This window comes from Pseudacidovorax intermedius, from assembly GCF_001476815.1.
Lineage (GTDB): Bacteria > Pseudomonadota > Gammaproteobacteria > Burkholderiales > Burkholderiaceae_C > Xenophilus > Xenophilus intermedius_A.
This window is the reverse complement of record NZ_LDSL01000085.1, coordinates 1-15,398: the sequence shown is the minus strand read 5'-3', so window position 1 is coordinate 15,398 and position 15,398 is coordinate 1. Positions and strand designations below refer to the sequence as shown.

Here is a 15,398-nt window from a genome sequence, read left to right as displayed (position 1 = left end):
CTTTCCCCTCGCGGGAGAGGGTTGGGGAGAGGGGGGACGGCGGCGGCGAGGCGAACGGTCCGGGGTGTGGAAGCACCCCTCTCCCCCACCCCTCCCGCGAGGGGAAAGGGGCTCAGGCCGGGCTCGGCAGCAAGGGCGCGACCTCAGGCCAGCGCCTGCCTCCGCGCCATCCAGCGCCCGCCGAACATCACGACGCCCAATGCCGCCACCACGCACGCACTGCCCGCCCATTGCCAGGGCGTGACGCCCTCACCCAGCGTCAACATGCCGGCGCCCAGGCCGATGACCGGCACGCCCAGGCTGAAGGGCGCCACGCGGTTGGCGGGGTGGCGCTTGAGCAGGCCGGTCCACATCGCGTAGGCCGCGATGGTGGCGAACCAGCCCAGGTAGGCCACGCCCAGCCAGCCGCCCAGGCTGGCATGGCGCCACTGGCCGTGCGTGGCCGCCGGCTCGAAGAACCAGGCCATCAGTCCGAAGGGCAGGATGGGCACCAGCGACATCCACACCACGAACTGCAGCGGGTCGTAGCCCGGCTGCGCGGCCTGGGCCTTGCGCGCCACGATGTTGGAGGCCGCCCACATGAAGGCGCCGCCCAGGTTCAGCACCAGGCCCAGCACGGTGATGCCGGCCGTGGCGCTGCCGCCCGCGAAGTTGAGGCCGAAGCACAGCAGGCCCACGGCCGCCAGCACCAGCCCGGCCCGCAGCGGGCCCGACAAGCGCTCGCCCAGCAGGGCCACGCCCAGCAGCGTGGTGAAGAAGACCTGGGTCTGCATCAGCACCGAGGCCAGCGCGGCCGTCATGCCCACCTGCAGGGCCACGAAGAGCAGGCCGAACTGGCCCAGCTGCGCCAGGCCCGCCGGCACCAGCCAGCGCCAGGACAGGCGTGGCTTGCGCACGAAGAAGATCAACGGCAGCACCGCGAACACGTAGCGGAAGAAGCCCAGCTGGAAGGGCGTGAAGTCGCGCAGCGAATACTTCATCGCCACGAAGTTGAGGCCCCAGATGACCACCACGCCCAGGGCGGCGAGCAAGTCCAGGCCGGCGAAGGTGTTGGCGGGGCGGGTCATCGGGGGTCCTTGGGCGGATGGGGCGTCGTCGTGGTCATGGCCGGGCGAACGCTCATGCGGCCTCCCTCACGGCGGCAGCGGCGCGCAGCCGCTGTGCCAGTTCGTGCGCCGGCAGCCGGCCGCGCAGGCCGATGGCGACCAGCGTGTCGGCGGCCTCGGGCGCGGCGCCGGAGGCGGCGCGCAGCGCACCATGGCGGCCGGCGAACTGCAGTTCGACCAGGCCCGCATGCGCGTCGGTGCGCACCAGGCCCTTGAGCCGCAGCACGCCGGCCGGCATGGCCTTGAGCAGCGCACGCAGGGCCGGCGCGTGGAAGACCGGGGCATCGCGCAGGGCCCAGGTCTCGAAGAGCTCGGCATGCGCCACGACACCATGGTCGTGACCATGACCAGGCGCATGTCCGTGCCCGTGCCCGTGCCCGTGCCCGCCGCAGCTCGCGCAATGCGCAGCGCCTTCGTCCACCCGCGGCAGGCGGGGCGCCTGCAGCAGCGCCGCCGGCACGCGGGCCTGCACGGTCTCGAAGCGCGGCGTGGCGGGGCACTCGGCATCGAGCCAGGCGCGAAGGCCGGCCAGCGCGGCTTCGTCCACCAGGTCGGTCTTGTTCAGCACCAGCAGGTCCGCCGCATCCAGCTGCCGCCGGATGCTGTCGGCCAGCAGCGGGTCGGCCGCCTGTTCGCGCAGCACCGTGGCGTCGGCCAGCACCAGCACGGCATCCAGCGCCAGCGCGGGGTCGGCCAGGCCGACCTGGGCGATGCGCCAGGGGTCGGAGACGCCGCTGGCCTCGATCACGATGGCCTCGGGCGGCTCGGGTCGCTCGATCAGGCCGATGAGCGCGGTGGTCAGGTCGTCGCCGATGGCGCAGCAGACGCAGCCGTTGGTCAGTTCGATGGCGCCGGCCTCTTCGCTGGCGATGAGGGCGCGGTCGATGTTGATGGCGCCGAAGTCGTTGACCAGCACGGCGATGCGCCGGCCGCCCGACTGCGCGAGCAGGTGGTTGAGCAGCGTGGTCTTGCCGGCGCCGAGGAAGCCGCCGATGACGGTGAGGGGGATGCGCGGCCTCATGCCGTCACCGTGCCTCGTGGGGCGAATGACGAGGCCCGCCTCACGTGGCCGCCTCGGTCGGCACGCCGCCGATCACCGTGCCGGCCACGCGCAGGTCCTTGAGCGCCTCGGGCGCCACGGCCAGCGGGCTCTCGTGCAGCACGCAGAAGTCGGCCCACTTGCCGACCTCGATGGAGCCGATGCGGTCGTCCAGGCCCAGGGTGTAGGCAGCGCCCTGGGTGATGGCCCACAGCGCCTCGGGCACGCCGATGCGCTCGGCCTCGCCCAGCACCCGGCCGCTGGACGTGAGCCGGTTGACAGCGCACCAGGCGGTGAACAGCGGCGCCAGCGGCGTGATGGGCGCGTCGGAATGGATGGCCAGCGGCACCCCGTGGGCCAGCGCGGTGGCGCAGGCGTCCATGCGGAAGGCGCGGTCGGGGCCCATGGTCTGGGCCAGGTGGGCCTCGCCCCAGTAGTAGATGTGGTTGGCGAACAGGTTGGCGCACACGCCGAGCGTGGCCATGCGGCGGAACTGGGCCGCGTCGGCCATCTGGCAGTGCTGCAGCGTGTGGCGGTGGTCGGCGCGCGGATGCGCGGCCAGCGCCTCTTCGATGCCGTCGAGCGCCAGCTCGGTGGCCTCGTCGCCGTTGGTGTGGATGTGCAGCTGGAAGCCCTGCGCATGGAAGTCGCGGATGGCGGCCTTGAGCTCCGCCGGCGGCAGGATCCAGATGCCGTTGGGCGCGCCGTTGTGGTAGCCCGGCCAGCGCAGGCGCGCGGTGAAGCCCTGGATGGAGCCGTCCGCCACGATCTTGACCAGGCCGTAGTGCAGCTTGGCATTGCCCTCGGCCTCGGCCTGCCGCTGGCGGATGCGCGCGGCGCCCTGCGCGCGGTTGAGGCTGCCGTCCAGGCACAGGTAGGCCGGCACCAGCCGCACCGGAAAGCCGGGCTCGCCGGTAACCTGCATCATGGCCGCATGGTTGGGCTCGGCCAGGTCGTTGACCAGGTCGGTGGCGGTGGTCACGCCGGCCAGCCGTGCCATTTGCCCGAACAGGCGCAGGCTCTCCGGCGACGAGCCGGTGATGCGGAAGATGTTGCCCACCAGCCGCGTGATGGGGAACATGGCCGCGAACTCCTGCAGCTCGCCGCTGGGCTCGCCGTCGGCGAAGCGGGCGATGCCCTCGATGTCGGTGTCGCGGTCGATGCCGGCCGCGGCCAGTGCGGCGCGGTTGACGTTCATCAGGTGCTGGCTGGCATGCAGGATGACCACCGGCCGCGTGGTGGAGACCTGGTCCAGGTGCTCCACCGTCATGCGCTCGGTGCCGAAGAAGAGCGGGTCGAAGCCCCAGGCCAGCAGCGGTGCCTGGGGGTCGGTGAGCGCCGCGTCGGCGGCGCGCAGGCGGGCGATCACCTCGTCGAAGTTGCGGCAGCCCTCCCACACGCGGCCGTCGGGCGAGGTGCGGGCATGGAAGCCGACGAAGCTGAACTTCCACAGCCCGCCGGCCATCAGGTGCGAATGGCCTTCGACCAGGCCGGGCATCAGCACCTGGTCCGCATAGCGCGTGTCGAGCGTGAAGTCGCCGAAGGCCTGCATGCGCGCCAGGTCGCCCACGCCCAGGATGCAGCCCTCGCGCACGGCCACGTGGGTGGCGTGCGGCTGGCGCGGGTTCATGGTGAGGATCTGGCGGGCCTGGAAGACGGTGATGGGGGACATGGTGGCGATGGCGGATGGGAAGGTCGGCCTCCGAGGCAGAGGCGCGGCGATGAAAGGGGTCGGTCCGGCTCGGGCGGCGTCAGGTGGCTTCAGGCGGCATCCGGCAGCGCCAGCGGCGGCACCGGCCGGCCCGCCTGCAGCGTGACCTTGTGGCAGGCCACCCAGTGACCGGGTTGCACCTCGCGCAGCTGCTGCGGCTGGTGGCAGGCCGGCTCGGCCACCGGGCAGCGGCCGACGAAGCGGCAGCCCGCGGGCGGATCGAGCGGGCTGGGCGGATCGCCCACCAGCCGGATGCGCTGCGCCGCCCGCGCGCGGCCGCCGCGCACCGTGGGCACGGCCGACATCAGCGCCACGCTGTACGGGTGCAGCGGCTGCGCGAAGAAGGTGCGGCGCGGCGCGCGCTCCACGATCTGGCCCAGGTACATCACGGCGATCTCGTCGCAGATGTGCTCGACCACCGCCATGTCGTGCGAGATGAACAGGTAGGTCAGCCCCAGCTCGCGCTGCAGCCGCGCCAGCAGGTTGAGGATCTGCGCGCGGATGGCGATGTCCAGCGCCGACACCGGCTCGTCGCAGACCACCAGCTCGGGGTTGGTGGCCAGCGCGCGGGCGATGTTGATGCGCTGGCGCTGGCCGCCGGAGAACTGGTGCGGGAACAGGTGCTGCTGCTCGGGCCGCAGGCCGACGGCGTGGAAGAGTTCATCGACGCGGGCGGCGCGCTCGGCTGGCGTGCCGATCTTCATCAGGTCCAGCGGCGCGCGCACCGCCTCGCCCACGCGCTGGCGCGGGTTGAGCGAGGAATACGGGTCCTGGAAGACCATCTGCAGCCGGCTGCGCGCGCGGCGCAGGTTCTCGCCGTTGACCAGGCTCAGCTCGGTGGTGCCCAGGCGGATGCCGCCCTCGGTGATGGGCGCGAGCCGCATCACGGCCAGGGCGGTGGTGGTCTTGCCCGAGCCCGATTCGCCCACCACGGCCAGCGTGGTGCCGCGGCGCAGCTCGAAGCTCACGCCGTCCACCGCGCGCACCACGCGGCCGCCGGCGCTGGGGAAGTGCACCTTGAGGTCGGTGACGGACAGCAGCACCGGCGGCGGTGGCGTGACGGGAGCGGGCATGTTGGGAAAGGGGATGAGTTGGCTCATGGCGGCTCCTGCGCGGGTGTCAGGCATGGACGGCTGCAGCCTGAGGCGAGGAATCGACGCCCGCCTCGGCCAGCAGCCAGCAGGCGGCGCCGTGGCCGCCTGCGCCATCGGCCGCGAACATGGGCGGCACCTCGGCGGCGCAGCGGGCATGGGCCTTGGGGCAGCGCTCGCGGAAGGCGCAGCCCTGGCCCAGTTCCCACAGCGAGGGCACCACGCCCGGGATCTCCGCCAGCTCGGCGCGCTCGCCGGCCTGGCTGCTGCCCAGCTCGGGCAGGCAGGCGATCAGGCCCTGCGTGTAGGGGTGCTGCGGCGCGCCCAGCACGTCGTCCGCATGGCCCTGCTCGATCACGCGGCCGGCGTACATCACCATCACGCGGTCGGCCATCTCGGCCACGGCGCCCATGTCGTGCGTGATGAGCACGATGGCCGTGCCGCGCTCGCGCTGCAGTTCGCGCAGCAGGTCGAAGATCTGCGCCTGCACCGTCACGTCCAGCGCGGTGGTGGGCTCGTCGGCGATCAGGATGTCGGGGCGGCAGGCCAGGGCCATGGCGATCATCACGCGCTGGCGCATGCCGCCGGAGAGCTGGTGCGGGTACTCGTCCACGCGCCGCTCGGGCGCGGGAATGCCCACCTGGCGCAGCATCTCGATGGCACGCGCGTGGGCGGCGCGGCGGTCCAGCTGCGCATGCAGGCGCAGCGACTCGGCGATCTGCTCGCCCACGGTGTAGACCGGGTTGAGCGAGGTCATGGGCTCCTGGAAGATCATGGAGATGCGGTTGCCCCGCACCGCGCGCAGCCGCTCGGGCGTGGCGGCCACCAGGTCCTCGCCCTGGAAGCGCACCGCCCCGCCGGCCACGCGGCCCGGCGGCTGCGGCACCAGGCCCAGGATGGCCAGGGCCGTCATGCTCTTGCCGCAGCCGGACTCGCCGACCACGCACAGCGTTTCGCCCGCATGCACCTCGAAGCTCACGCCGTTGAGCACCATCGCCTTGCCGCGGCGGGTGGCGAACTCGACACGCAGGTCGTCGACCTGGAGAAGGGCTTCGGTCATCTCAACGCTCCCGCAGCTTGGGGTTGAGGGCATCGTTGAGCCCGTCGCCGATCAGGCTCACGGCCAGCACGGTGAGGAAGATCGCCACGCCGGGGATCGCCACCGCCCACCAGGCCGAGAGCACGTACTGCCGGCTGCTGCCGATCATCATTCCCCAGCTCATCAGGTTGGGGTCGCCCAGGCCCAGGAAGGACAGGCCGGCCTCGAACAAGATGGCCGCGCCCACCGCCAGCGTGGCCGACACCACCAGCGGCGCGATGGCGTTGGGCAGGATCACCTTCCAGATCAGCCGCGCGTTGCCGGCGCCGATGGCGCGCTCGGCGCGCACGAACTCCAGGTCGCGCACCTTCATGAACTCGGCCCGCGCCAGCCGCGCCGTGCCCGGCCAGCTCACCAGGCCGATGGACAGCACCACCGTCACCAGGCTGGGCGAGAACAGCGTGACCACCACCATGGCGAAGAGCAGCGCCGGCAGCACCTGGAAGAACTCGGTCACGCGCATCAGCGCCGCATCGACCCGGCCGCCGTAGAAGCCGGCCAGCGCGCCCAGCGTGACGCCGATGGTGACCGACAGCAGCGCCGCGACCGCACCCACGAGCAGCGTGGCGCGGCCGCCGTAGAGCAGCGCGATGCCGACGTCGCGGCCCAGCTGGTCGGTGCCCAGCCAGGCGTCCTCGGTGCCCGGCGGGCTGAGTGGCGCGCCACGGATCTCGAAGGGATCGGCCTGCACCAGCCACGGTCCAATGACGGAGACCAACACGATGACCGACAGCAGCAACAGGCCGGCGACTGCTGCCGGGTTGCGCAGGAACATGGCCAGTGCCTCGCGCGCGGGCGAGGGCGCGGCCGGCAGCGGCATGGCGGCCGGGGTGGGCTCGCCAGGGGAGATGGGAAGGGCGGACATCGCTTACTTGCTTTTGATTCGAGGATCGATCAGGCGGTAGCAAAGATCGGTCAGCAGATTCATCACCAGCACCACCACGGCCGACAGCAGCAGCACGCCCAGGATGGTCGGGTAGTCCCGCCGCAGCACCGATTCATAGGCCAGGCGACCGAGGCCGGGCCAGTTGAAGACTGTCTCGACCAGGATGGCGCCCGCCAGCACGTTGCCGAACTGCAGGCCCAGCACGGTGACCACCGGCAGCACCGCATTGCGCAGCGCATGCTTGTAGAGCACCACGCCCTCGGCCAGGCCCTTGGCGCGCGCGGTGCGGATGAAGTCGGCGCCCAGCACCTCCAGCATGCTGGCGCGGGCCAGGCGGCTGTACTGCGCCAGGTACACCATCGACAGCGTGAACATGGGCAGCACCAGGTGCCACAGCACGTCGAGCACGCCGGCCAGGCCGCGGCCGTCGCTGTCCACCGAGCGCATGTCCGACACCGGCAGGATCGGCCACACCGAGGCGAACAGGATCATCAGCATCATCCCGCTCCAGAACACCGGCGCCGCGAAGCCCACCAGCGAGAACACCGTGATCGCCTGCGACAGCCAGCCGTTGGGCTTGCGCGCGGCCAGCACGCCCAGCGCGGTGCCGACGAGGAAGGCGCAGACCACCGAACTCAGCACCAGCAGCAGCGTGGCCGGGATGCGCTCGGCGATCAGCTCCGCAACCGGCAGGTTGAAGATGTAGGACTGGCCCAGGTCCAGCCGCGCCACCCGCGCCAGGTAGATGCCCAGCTGCACCGGCAGCGGCCGGTCCAGGCCGTAGCTCTGGCGCAGCTCGGCCTTCATCTCCTCGGACATGCCGCCGCTCATGCCGGCGATGGTTTCCACCGGATCGCCGGGCGCCGCATGCACCAGCGCGAAGTTGAGCACCACCACGGCCAGCACCAGGCCCAGGGCCTGGAGCAGCCGCGAGGCCAGGGGCTTCAGCAGCTTCATGGCCGGCTCACTTCAGGTACACGTCGTCCATGGGCGACGCGGCGCCCCAGATCGTCGTCGGCAGGTTGCCCACGCGCTTGCTGGCCACCGTGTGGTAGGGCGCGACGTTGAGGTAGACGATGGGCACCTCGTCCGTCACGATCTTCTGGAAGGTGGCGTAGTAGGCCTTGCGCTTGACCGGGTCCATGATGCCGCCGGCCGCATTCAGCAGCTCGTCCACCTTGGGGTTGACGTAGTCCTGCGTGTTGGTCCACACGATGGGCTTGATGTTGGTGGACAGGTAGGTGCGGTGCACGCCGATGACCGGGTCGCCCCAGTTGAAGACCGTGTCCATGGTCATGTCGAAGTCCCGGCTGGCGATGCGCTTGGCCCAGGCCGGGAAGTCGGCCGAGGCCCGCACCTCCACGGCGATGCCGACCTTCTTGAGCTGCGCGCGCAGGTACTCGGCCACGTTCTTCTGCTGCTCGTCGTTGCCGGGCAGGTAGTCGATGGTGAGCTTGAAGCGCTCGCCGCCCGCACCGGGCTTGAAGCCGGCGGCGTCCAGCAGCTCGGCGGACTTCTTCAGGTCCAGCGGGTACTTCACCACGTCGGGCACGGCGAAGGGGCTGCCGGGCACGATGGGACCATCGGACACCGCGGCGAAGCCGCCCATCAGCGCCTTGGTGATGAAGTTCTTGTCGATGGCATAGGCGATGGCCTTGCGCACGTTCACGTCGTTCAGCGGCTTTTTGGCGGTGTTGAAGGCCAGCCAGTTGAGGGCGCCGATGCCTTCGTAGCCCTTGTCGGTGACCACCAGATTCGGGTTGGCCTTCAGGCGCTTGAGGTCCAGCGCGCCGGCGGCGTAGGGATACATCTGCAGGTCGCCGCGCTCGATGCCCAGCACGATGCTCTGGGTGTCGGGCACGATGTTGAAGATGATCTTGTCCAGGTAGGGCTTGCCGGGCAGGAAGAACTTGTCGAAGCGCTCCAGCACCACGCGCTGGCCGGCCTTGAACTCCGTGAGCTTGAAGGGCCCGGAGCCCACCACGTTCTGGCTGTTGCGCGGATGGTTCTTGAGGTCGGTGCCGTCGCCGTAGATGTGCTTGGGCATGATCGGCGCGAGGGCCGGCGACATCGCCAGCACGATGGCCGGGTGCGGCGTGCTCATGCGGATGATGGCGGTGGTGGGGTTGGGCGTCTCCACCTTCTCCACCGGAGCGAGCATGGTCGAGAACGGGTGGTTGGCCTTGATGGCCATGATGGAGAAGGCCACGTCTTCCGAAGTAATGGGCTTGCCGTCGTGGAAGACGGCGTCCTTGCGCAGGTTGAGCGTGAGCGACTTGCCGTCCTCGGCCAGCTTCCAGCTTTCGGCCAGGTAGGGCTGCGGGTTCCACTTGTCGTCGAAGCGCAGCGGGCTGGCGAAGAGCTGGGTCGAGGGCACGGCCGTGGCGATGCCCGACTGCACGGCCCCGTTGAGGTGCCGCGGCGCCTGCGTGGTGCCCACCACCAGCGTGCCGCCCTTCTTGATCTCCTGGGCCTGGACGGCGGCGGTGCCGAGCAGGCTGCTGCCGGCCAGCACGGCGGCCGCGGCGAGCGACAGGGCGCGGCGGGTGAGGAAAGGCGTGGTCATGGAATGCACTCCTGGATCGAATGGAAAGAGAGGGAACGCCGCGGCTCAGATCACTTCGTCGCGCAGCCAGTACCAGCGGTAGAGCAAGCTCTGGCCCAGGCGGCGGAAGGGCGCGGCCCATTCGCCCTGTGCCGGGAAGGGCAGCGCGCCCTGGTAGATGGGCAGGCCGAAGGCGGCATCGGCCTGGCCGGCGATGCGCTGCGCCAGGCGTCGGCCCGCATGGGCGGAGAAGGAGACGCCGTTGCCGCCGTAGCCCAGCGCATAGAAGACCTGCTGCGCGGCATCGGGCTGCACCACGCGCGGCATCATGTCGTGGCTCACGTCCACCCAGCCCCACCAGGAGTGGGCGATTTCGATGTCCTTGATCGCCGGGAACTTGCGCGCCAGGCCCTCGGTGAGCAGGCGGTAGTGCGCCTCGCGGTGCGCGTCGGCGCCGGTGATGGCGCTGCGGCTGCCGATCTGCAGGCGGTTGTCGGGCAGCAGGCGGTAATAGAAGCGCAGGGTGCGCGTGTCGGTGATGGCGATGCGGGTCTTGAAGCCCGTGGCCTCCAGCTCGGCCGGCGTGAGCGGGCGCGTGACGATGGAGTTGGACAGCACCGGGAAGTAGCGGTTCTTCAACCCCGGGTACAGGCCCGGGGCCGTGTACGCGCCGGTGGCGATGCCCACGGCCCGCGCGCGCACCGTGCCGCCGGGCGTGCGCAGGTGGTGCACGCCGTTCTTCGTCTCCCAGCCGATGACCGGGCTGGCCGGGTGCACGCGGGCGCCCAGTTCGCGCGCCATCTTCAGGTAGCCGTGGGCCAGCTTGAGCGGATGCACCGAGATGCCTTCGGACTCGTACTGCGCGCCCTTGGCGTCCTGGTCGCCGCACCAGTCGCGGCGCACGTCTTCGGCGCTGAGCATGCGGGCGTCGTAGCCGAAGTGCTGGCGCATGACCTCGGTCTCGCGGCGCAGGAAGTCCATCTTCTTGTCGCGGTGCGCGACGAAGAGGTGGCCGCCCGGCTGCGCGTCGCAGTCGATCTGCGCCACCAGGTCGGCGAAGGTCTGGAAGCCGAAGCGGATCTCGGCGTCGAGCTTCTTCGCCACGTCCAGGCCCCAGCGCTCGATCCACTGCGAGCGGTAGAGCCGGCCGCTGGCGTTCTGGCCCTGGCCGCCGTTGCGGCTGGTGCAGCCCCAGGCCACGCGGTTGGCCTCCAGCACCGTCGCCTTGATGCCGTGCTCCTTCGCCAGGAACAGCGCCGCGGCCAGGCCGGTGAAGCCCGAGCCGATGATGACCACGTCCGCATCCACGTCGGCGGTGATGGGGCCGTCGTCGTCCGGCGGCGTGCCGGCGGTGGCGGCCCAGTAGGTGGGCGCGTAGTCGCGGTTGTGGCCGGGGCCGGGCGAGACCAGCGGGTCGTAGGCCGGGTCGTAGGGCGCGAAGACCTCGCGCGGGGTGGTGATGGCCATGATGGGTCGCCTTCTGCGGAAGTCAGGCCTTGGGCAGTGCGGGGCGCATCTTGCGGAAGGCGTTCTTGACCAGGATCTTTCCGTCCTGGAAGGTGAACACGTCCACGCCGTCGGCCTCGACGCGCGAGCCGTCGGCGGCGGTGCCGGTGAAGGTCCATTCCGAGACGCCGCGCTCGCCGGCGACGAAATGGCGGCCGTTGCGCCACTGGGCGTCCGGGAAGTTCTTCCACGCCGCCTCGAAGGCCGCGGCCACGGCCTCGGTGCCGCGGTGGCGCGCGCCGCAGGCCTCGGGACCGGCGGCGGTCTCGAACACGCAGTCGGCATGCATGAAGCCCATCAGCGCGGGCAGGTCGTGGCGGTTCCAGGCGTCGGAGAAGGCGGCGAGCATCTCGACGGTGACGGACGGGGCAGTGGCAGTGGTCATGGCAGGGAGCAGCAGGGCGTGGCGCGGAAGATGCAATCCAGTCTAGGAAGCGACCCCGCCGCGCCATAGAGCCAGAGGCGGCCCATCGCCCACGCCACGGCCCGCCAGCAGCGCACCAACAGCGTGAACGCGCCCCGCTTGTGTGCATGCGCACCCATCCGTTTGAGACCGCTCCCATGCCCAGCACCGACGAATCGAACCGCCCCTTGTGGGCCCGCCTCTTCCGCCTGCCGGAGCAGGCCGGCCTGCCGATCCAGGTGCGGCTGCGCGCGGTGATCGTGCAGGCCATCCTGGACGGCCGGCTGGGCCCGGGCACGCCGCTGCCCTCCTCGCGCGACCTGGCGCAGGCGCTTTCGCTCAGCCGCAACACCGTGACCGCAGCCTACGAACAGCTGGTGGAAGAAGGCTTTCTGGAGGCCCGCCCGCGACGCGGCGTGTTCGTGTCGGCGGATGCCTCGCCGCTGCAGGCGGCGCCGGCCGAGGCCAATCCCTTCGCGCCCGACACCACGGCCGGCAGCGGCCCGCGCGCGCCGGACTGGCGCGCCCGCGTGCTGCGCTCGCAGCGCGACCGGCCCACGCTGGCCAAGCCCGAGCGCTGGCACGGCTATCCCTACCAGTTCGTCTACGGCACCTACGACCCGGAGCTCTTTCCCACCGACGACTTCCGCGAGTGCTGCCTGCGCAGCCTGTCGCGCGTGCAGCTGCCGCACTGGACGCCCGACTTCGAGCAGGTGGACGTGGACGAACTCGTCACGCAGATCCGCCAGCGCCTGCTGCCCAAGCGCGGCGTGTATGCGCTGGCCGACGAGATCCTGATCACCGTGGGCTCGCAGCATGCCTTCTACCTGCTGGCCGAGGCGCTGTTCGATGCCCGCACCCGCGTGGGCTGCGAAGAGCCGGGCCATCCGCATGCGCGCAATTCCTTCCGCGTGCGCGACCCGCGCTTCGTCAACATCGCGGTGGACGACGACGGCCTGGTGGTGGACGCCATGCCGCAGGTGGACTACGTCTTCGTCACGCCCAGCCACCAGAGCCCGACCACGCGCACGCTGAGCCTGGAGCGGCGCCAGTGGCTGCTGCGCAAGGCCGAGCTCCAGGACTTCGTCATCGTCGAGGACGACTACGAGGCCGAGAACCTGTACGCCGGCAAGCCCATGCCCGCGCTCAAGAGCCTGGACACGGGCGGACGGGTGATCTACATCGGCTCGCTCTCCAAGAGCCTGTCGCCGGCGCTGCGGCTGGGCTACATCGTGGCCTCGCGCGAGCTGATCGCCGAGCTGCGGGTGCTGCGCCATGCGATGGTGCGCCACCCTAGCGCCTTCCTGCAGCATGCCTATGCGCTGTTCCTGTCGCTGGGTCATCACGAGTCGCATGCGCGGCGGGTCAACCAGATCATGCAGGAGCGGCTGGCGCGGGTGGCGCAGGCGCTGCGGCAGTACCTGCCGGACTTCCGCTTCACGCCGCCGCAGGGCGGTGCCTCGGTGTGGGTGGAAGGGCCGGACTGGCTGGATTCGGCCGAGCTGGCCGATGTGGCGCGCGGGCATGGCGTGCTGATCGAGGCGGGGCGTGTGTTCTACGACCAGCCGCCCTATCCGTGCCCGCAGTTCCGGCTGCGGCTGTCGTCCATCTCGGGCGCGCAGATCGAGGCCGGCGTGCGGGCGCTGGCGCTGGCGGTGCACGAGCTGGCCGCAGCGCGCGGCGTGCGGCGGGACGCGCCGCTGCACTGACGCCGGGTGCCAGTCAAGGGCCGTTCGCCCTGAGCTTGTCGAAGGGCTGGACACGCCTTGCCCTGGCTTCGACAGGCTCAGCCCGAACGGCTCTTGATCGACTGACCCACATGGCCTCCAACGCCCGGCGCCGCGCACACCCGGCGCCTTGTGCATCCGGCGCATGAACTAGCGCGCATTTCTTCGTTGCCGCCGGCGCGGCGCGCTTCCCAGAATCGCCGGCTCTGCGCCGAAGCAGTGCGGCGCCCATCGTGGCAGGCACCAGCCGGGTGCCCGCTTGCCGGCTCTGGCTCTTTCGGTCGCCGGCCTCTGGCACTTGGGTGGCCGGGCCGCGCGCCGCACAGTTCATCCCACACATCCACACCCGGAGGACCTCGAATGACCAACCCGATCCGCTTCACCCGCCGCCACCTGGCCGTGCTCGCCCTGGCGACGCTCGCCGCCGGCGCCCACGCCCAGGCCGCCAAGGAAGTCACCATCGCCCACCAGGACATGGTGGTGCCCTGGCGCTATGCGCAGGTCACGGGCGAGATCGAAAAGGCCACCGGCTACAAGATCAACTTCCGCAAGTTCGCGGGCGGCGGCGACGTGATCCGCGCCATGGCCTCGGGCCAGGTGCAGATCGGCGAGGCGGGCTCGGCCCCCGTGGCTGCGGCCCTGTCGCAGGGCCTGCCGGTGGAGCTGGTGTGGATCCTCGACGACATCGCCGATGCCGAGGCCCTGGTGGCGCGCAACGGCTCGGGCGTGAACAGCGTGGCCGATCTCAAGGGCAAGAAGATCGGCGTGCCCTTCACCTCCACCACGCACTTCCACACGCTGGTGGCGCTGGAGGCGGCCAAGGTCGATCCGTCGCAGGTCAAGATCCTGAACATGCGCCCGCCCGAGATCGCCGCCGCCTGGGAGCGCGGCGACATCGACGCCACCTTCGTGTGGGACCCGGTGCTCTCCAAGGTCAAGGCCGGCGGCAAGCAGATCACCAGCAGCGGCCAGATCTCCAAGCAGACGGGCAAGGCCACCTTCGACGGCATCATCGCCAACAAGCCCTGGGCCGCGGCCAACGCCGACTTCATGGTCAAGTTCCTGTCGGCCATCGCCAGGGCCGACGCGGCCTACACCGCCAACAAGGCGCAGTGGACCGCCGGCTCGCCGCAGGTGAAGGCCGTGGCGCAGGTGACGGGCGCGACCGAGGCCGACGTGCCCGCCGCCATGGCCCTGTACCGCTTCGTGCCGCCGGCCGAGCAGGCCTCGGCCACCTGGCTGGGCGGCGGCGCCAAGGGCGGCGCAGCCCAGTCGCTGGCCGCCACCGCGGCCTTCCTGAAGGCGCAGGGCACCATCGGCAACGTGCTGCCCGACTACAGCACGGGCGTGAACGCCAGCTACGCCGCCAAGGCGAAGCCCTGAGCGGCCATCGCCCGTCAGGAGACGCACACCATGGACGGATTGCGCATCGAGAACGTGGGCGTGACCTACGCCGGCCGCGGCGGCGCCGAGGTCACGGCCCTGTCGCAGGTGGACCTGGGCTTCGCCCGCGGCGAGTTCGTGGTGGCCGTCGGCGCCTCGGGCTGCGGCAAGACCACGCTGCTGTCGTGCATCGCCGGCTTCATGGCGCCGAGCGAAGGCCACATCTTCGTCAACGGCCGCCATGTGGAAGGCCCGGGCGCCGACCGCGGCGTGGTGTTCCAGAAGCATGCGCTGATGCCCTGGCTCAACGTGATCGACAACGTGGCCCTGGGCCTGCGCCTGCGCGGCATGGGCCGTGCCGAGCGCCACGAGGCCGCCATGAAGCAGGTGCGCGCCGTGGGCCTGGAGCGCTATGCCACGCACCCGGTCTATCAGCTGTCGGGCGGGCAGCAGCAGCGCGTTGGCATCGCCCGGGCGCTGGCCGCCAACCCGGCCATGCTGCTGATGGACGAGCCCTTCGGCGCCCTCGATTCGCTCACGCGCGAGCAGGTGCAGGAGCTGGTGCTGCAGATCTGGGCGCGCGAGGGCAAGCTGTGCTTCTTCATCACGCACGACGTGGAAGAGGCGCTGTTCCTAGCCACCGAGCTGATCGTGATGACGCCCTCGCCGGGCCGTGTGTCGCGCCGCTACCAGCTGGATTTCGGCCGCCAGTACATCGCCGGCGGCAGCGCGCGTGCCATCAAGTCCCAGCCGGAATTCATCCGCCTGCGCGAGGAGGTGATCGACGCGATCCATGCGGGCGCGGCGGTGCATTGAGGCCAGTGCGATGTGCACCTCGCCCTGCCCGTTCGCGCTGAGGTTCATGCGTTCGTGCTGAGCCCATCCGTTCGCGCTGAGCCTGT

13 protein-coding genes are annotated in these 15,398 nt (G+C 71.0%); 3 read left to right on the top strand and 10 right to left on the bottom strand.

Annotation, left to right across the window (positions count from 1 at the left end):
- Window positions 1–143: 143 nt before the first annotated feature.
- The 10 genes from NS331_RS14010 to NS331_RS13965 form a co-directional block, all read right to left on the bottom strand.
- A complete protein-coding gene (locus NS331_RS14010) occupies window positions 144–1,067 on the bottom strand; it encodes an EamA family transporter (RefSeq protein WP_058642598.1) in 924 nt (307 codons plus the stop codon).
- Between the two features lie 52 nt (window positions 1,068–1,119).
- Complete coding sequence (locus NS331_RS14005; protein WP_058642597.1) at window positions 1,120–2,127, bottom strand: CobW family GTP-binding protein; 1,008 nt, start codon at window positions 2,125–2,127, stop codon at window positions 1,120–1,122.
- Window positions 2,128–2,167: 40 nt separating this feature from the next.
- The gene (locus tag NS331_RS14000) at window positions 2,168–3,817 is read right to left on the bottom strand and encodes an amidohydrolase (protein WP_058642596.1); all 1,650 of its coding nucleotides are present in this window, start codon (window positions 3,815–3,817) and stop codon (window positions 2,168–2,170) included.
- An 89-nt stretch (window positions 3,818–3,906) separates the two neighbouring features.
- Window positions 3,907–4,956, bottom strand: a complete 1,050-nt coding sequence (locus tag NS331_RS13995) for an ABC transporter ATP-binding protein (RefSeq protein ID WP_242873749.1) — start codon at window positions 4,954–4,956, stop codon at window positions 3,907–3,909.
- A 19-nt stretch (window positions 4,957–4,975) separates the two neighbouring features.
- A complete protein-coding gene (locus NS331_RS13990; RefSeq protein WP_058642595.1) occupies window positions 4,976–6,007 on the bottom strand; it encodes an ABC transporter ATP-binding protein in 1,032 nt (343 codons plus the stop codon).
- 1 nt (window position 6,008) lies between these two features.
- The gene (locus tag NS331_RS13985) at window positions 6,009–6,911 is read right to left on the bottom strand and encodes an ABC transporter permease (protein WP_058642594.1); all 903 of its coding nucleotides are present in this window, start codon (window positions 6,909–6,911) and stop codon (window positions 6,009–6,011) included.
- A 3-nt stretch (window positions 6,912–6,914) separates the two neighbouring features.
- Window positions 6,915–7,889 carry an ABC transporter permease gene (locus NS331_RS13980; RefSeq protein WP_058642593.1) on the bottom strand — a complete coding sequence of 325 codons (975 nt, stop codon included), beginning with the start codon at window positions 7,887–7,889 and terminating at the stop codon, window positions 6,915–6,917.
- A 7-nt stretch (window positions 7,890–7,896) separates the two neighbouring features.
- Window positions 7,897–9,498, bottom strand: a complete 1,602-nt coding sequence (locus tag NS331_RS13975) for an ABC transporter substrate-binding protein (RefSeq protein ID WP_153012852.1) — start codon at window positions 9,496–9,498, stop codon at window positions 7,897–7,899.
- Between the two features lie 45 nt (window positions 9,499–9,543).
- On the bottom strand, window positions 9,544–10,944 hold the full coding sequence (locus NS331_RS13970; RefSeq protein WP_058642591.1) for an NAD(P)/FAD-dependent oxidoreductase: 1,401 nt from the start codon (window positions 10,942–10,944) through the stop codon (window positions 9,544–9,546).
- A gap of 22 nt (window positions 10,945–10,966) precedes the next feature.
- Complete coding sequence (locus NS331_RS13965) at window positions 10,967–11,368, bottom strand: nuclear transport factor 2 family protein (RefSeq protein ID WP_058642590.1); 402 nt, start codon at window positions 11,366–11,368, stop codon at window positions 10,967–10,969.
- A 176-nt stretch (window positions 11,369–11,544) separates the two neighbouring features.
- On the opposite strand from NS331_RS13965, the gene pdxR reads away from it, so the two are divergent.
- The 3 genes from pdxR (at window position 11,545) to NS331_RS13950 (ending at window position 15,312) form a co-directional block, all read left to right on the top strand.
- Window positions 11,545–13,095: a MocR-like pyridoxine biosynthesis transcription factor PdxR gene (gene pdxR / locus NS331_RS13960; RefSeq protein ID WP_058642589.1), complete on the top strand. Its 1,551-nt coding sequence runs from the start codon at window positions 11,545–11,547 to the stop codon at window positions 13,093–13,095.
- Between the two features lie 378 nt (window positions 13,096–13,473).
- Window positions 13,474–14,496 carry a taurine ABC transporter substrate-binding protein gene (gene tauA / locus NS331_RS13955; RefSeq protein WP_058642588.1) on the top strand — a complete coding sequence of 341 codons (1,023 nt, stop codon included), beginning with the start codon at window positions 13,474–13,476 and terminating at the stop codon, window positions 14,494–14,496.
- Window positions 14,497–14,526: 30 nt separating this feature from the next.
- The gene (locus NS331_RS13950; RefSeq protein ID WP_058642587.1) at window positions 14,527–15,312 is read left to right on the top strand and encodes a taurine ABC transporter ATP-binding protein; all 786 of its coding nucleotides are present in this window, start codon (window positions 14,527–14,529) and stop codon (window positions 15,310–15,312) included.
- Window positions 15,313–15,398 lie beyond the last annotated feature (86 nt).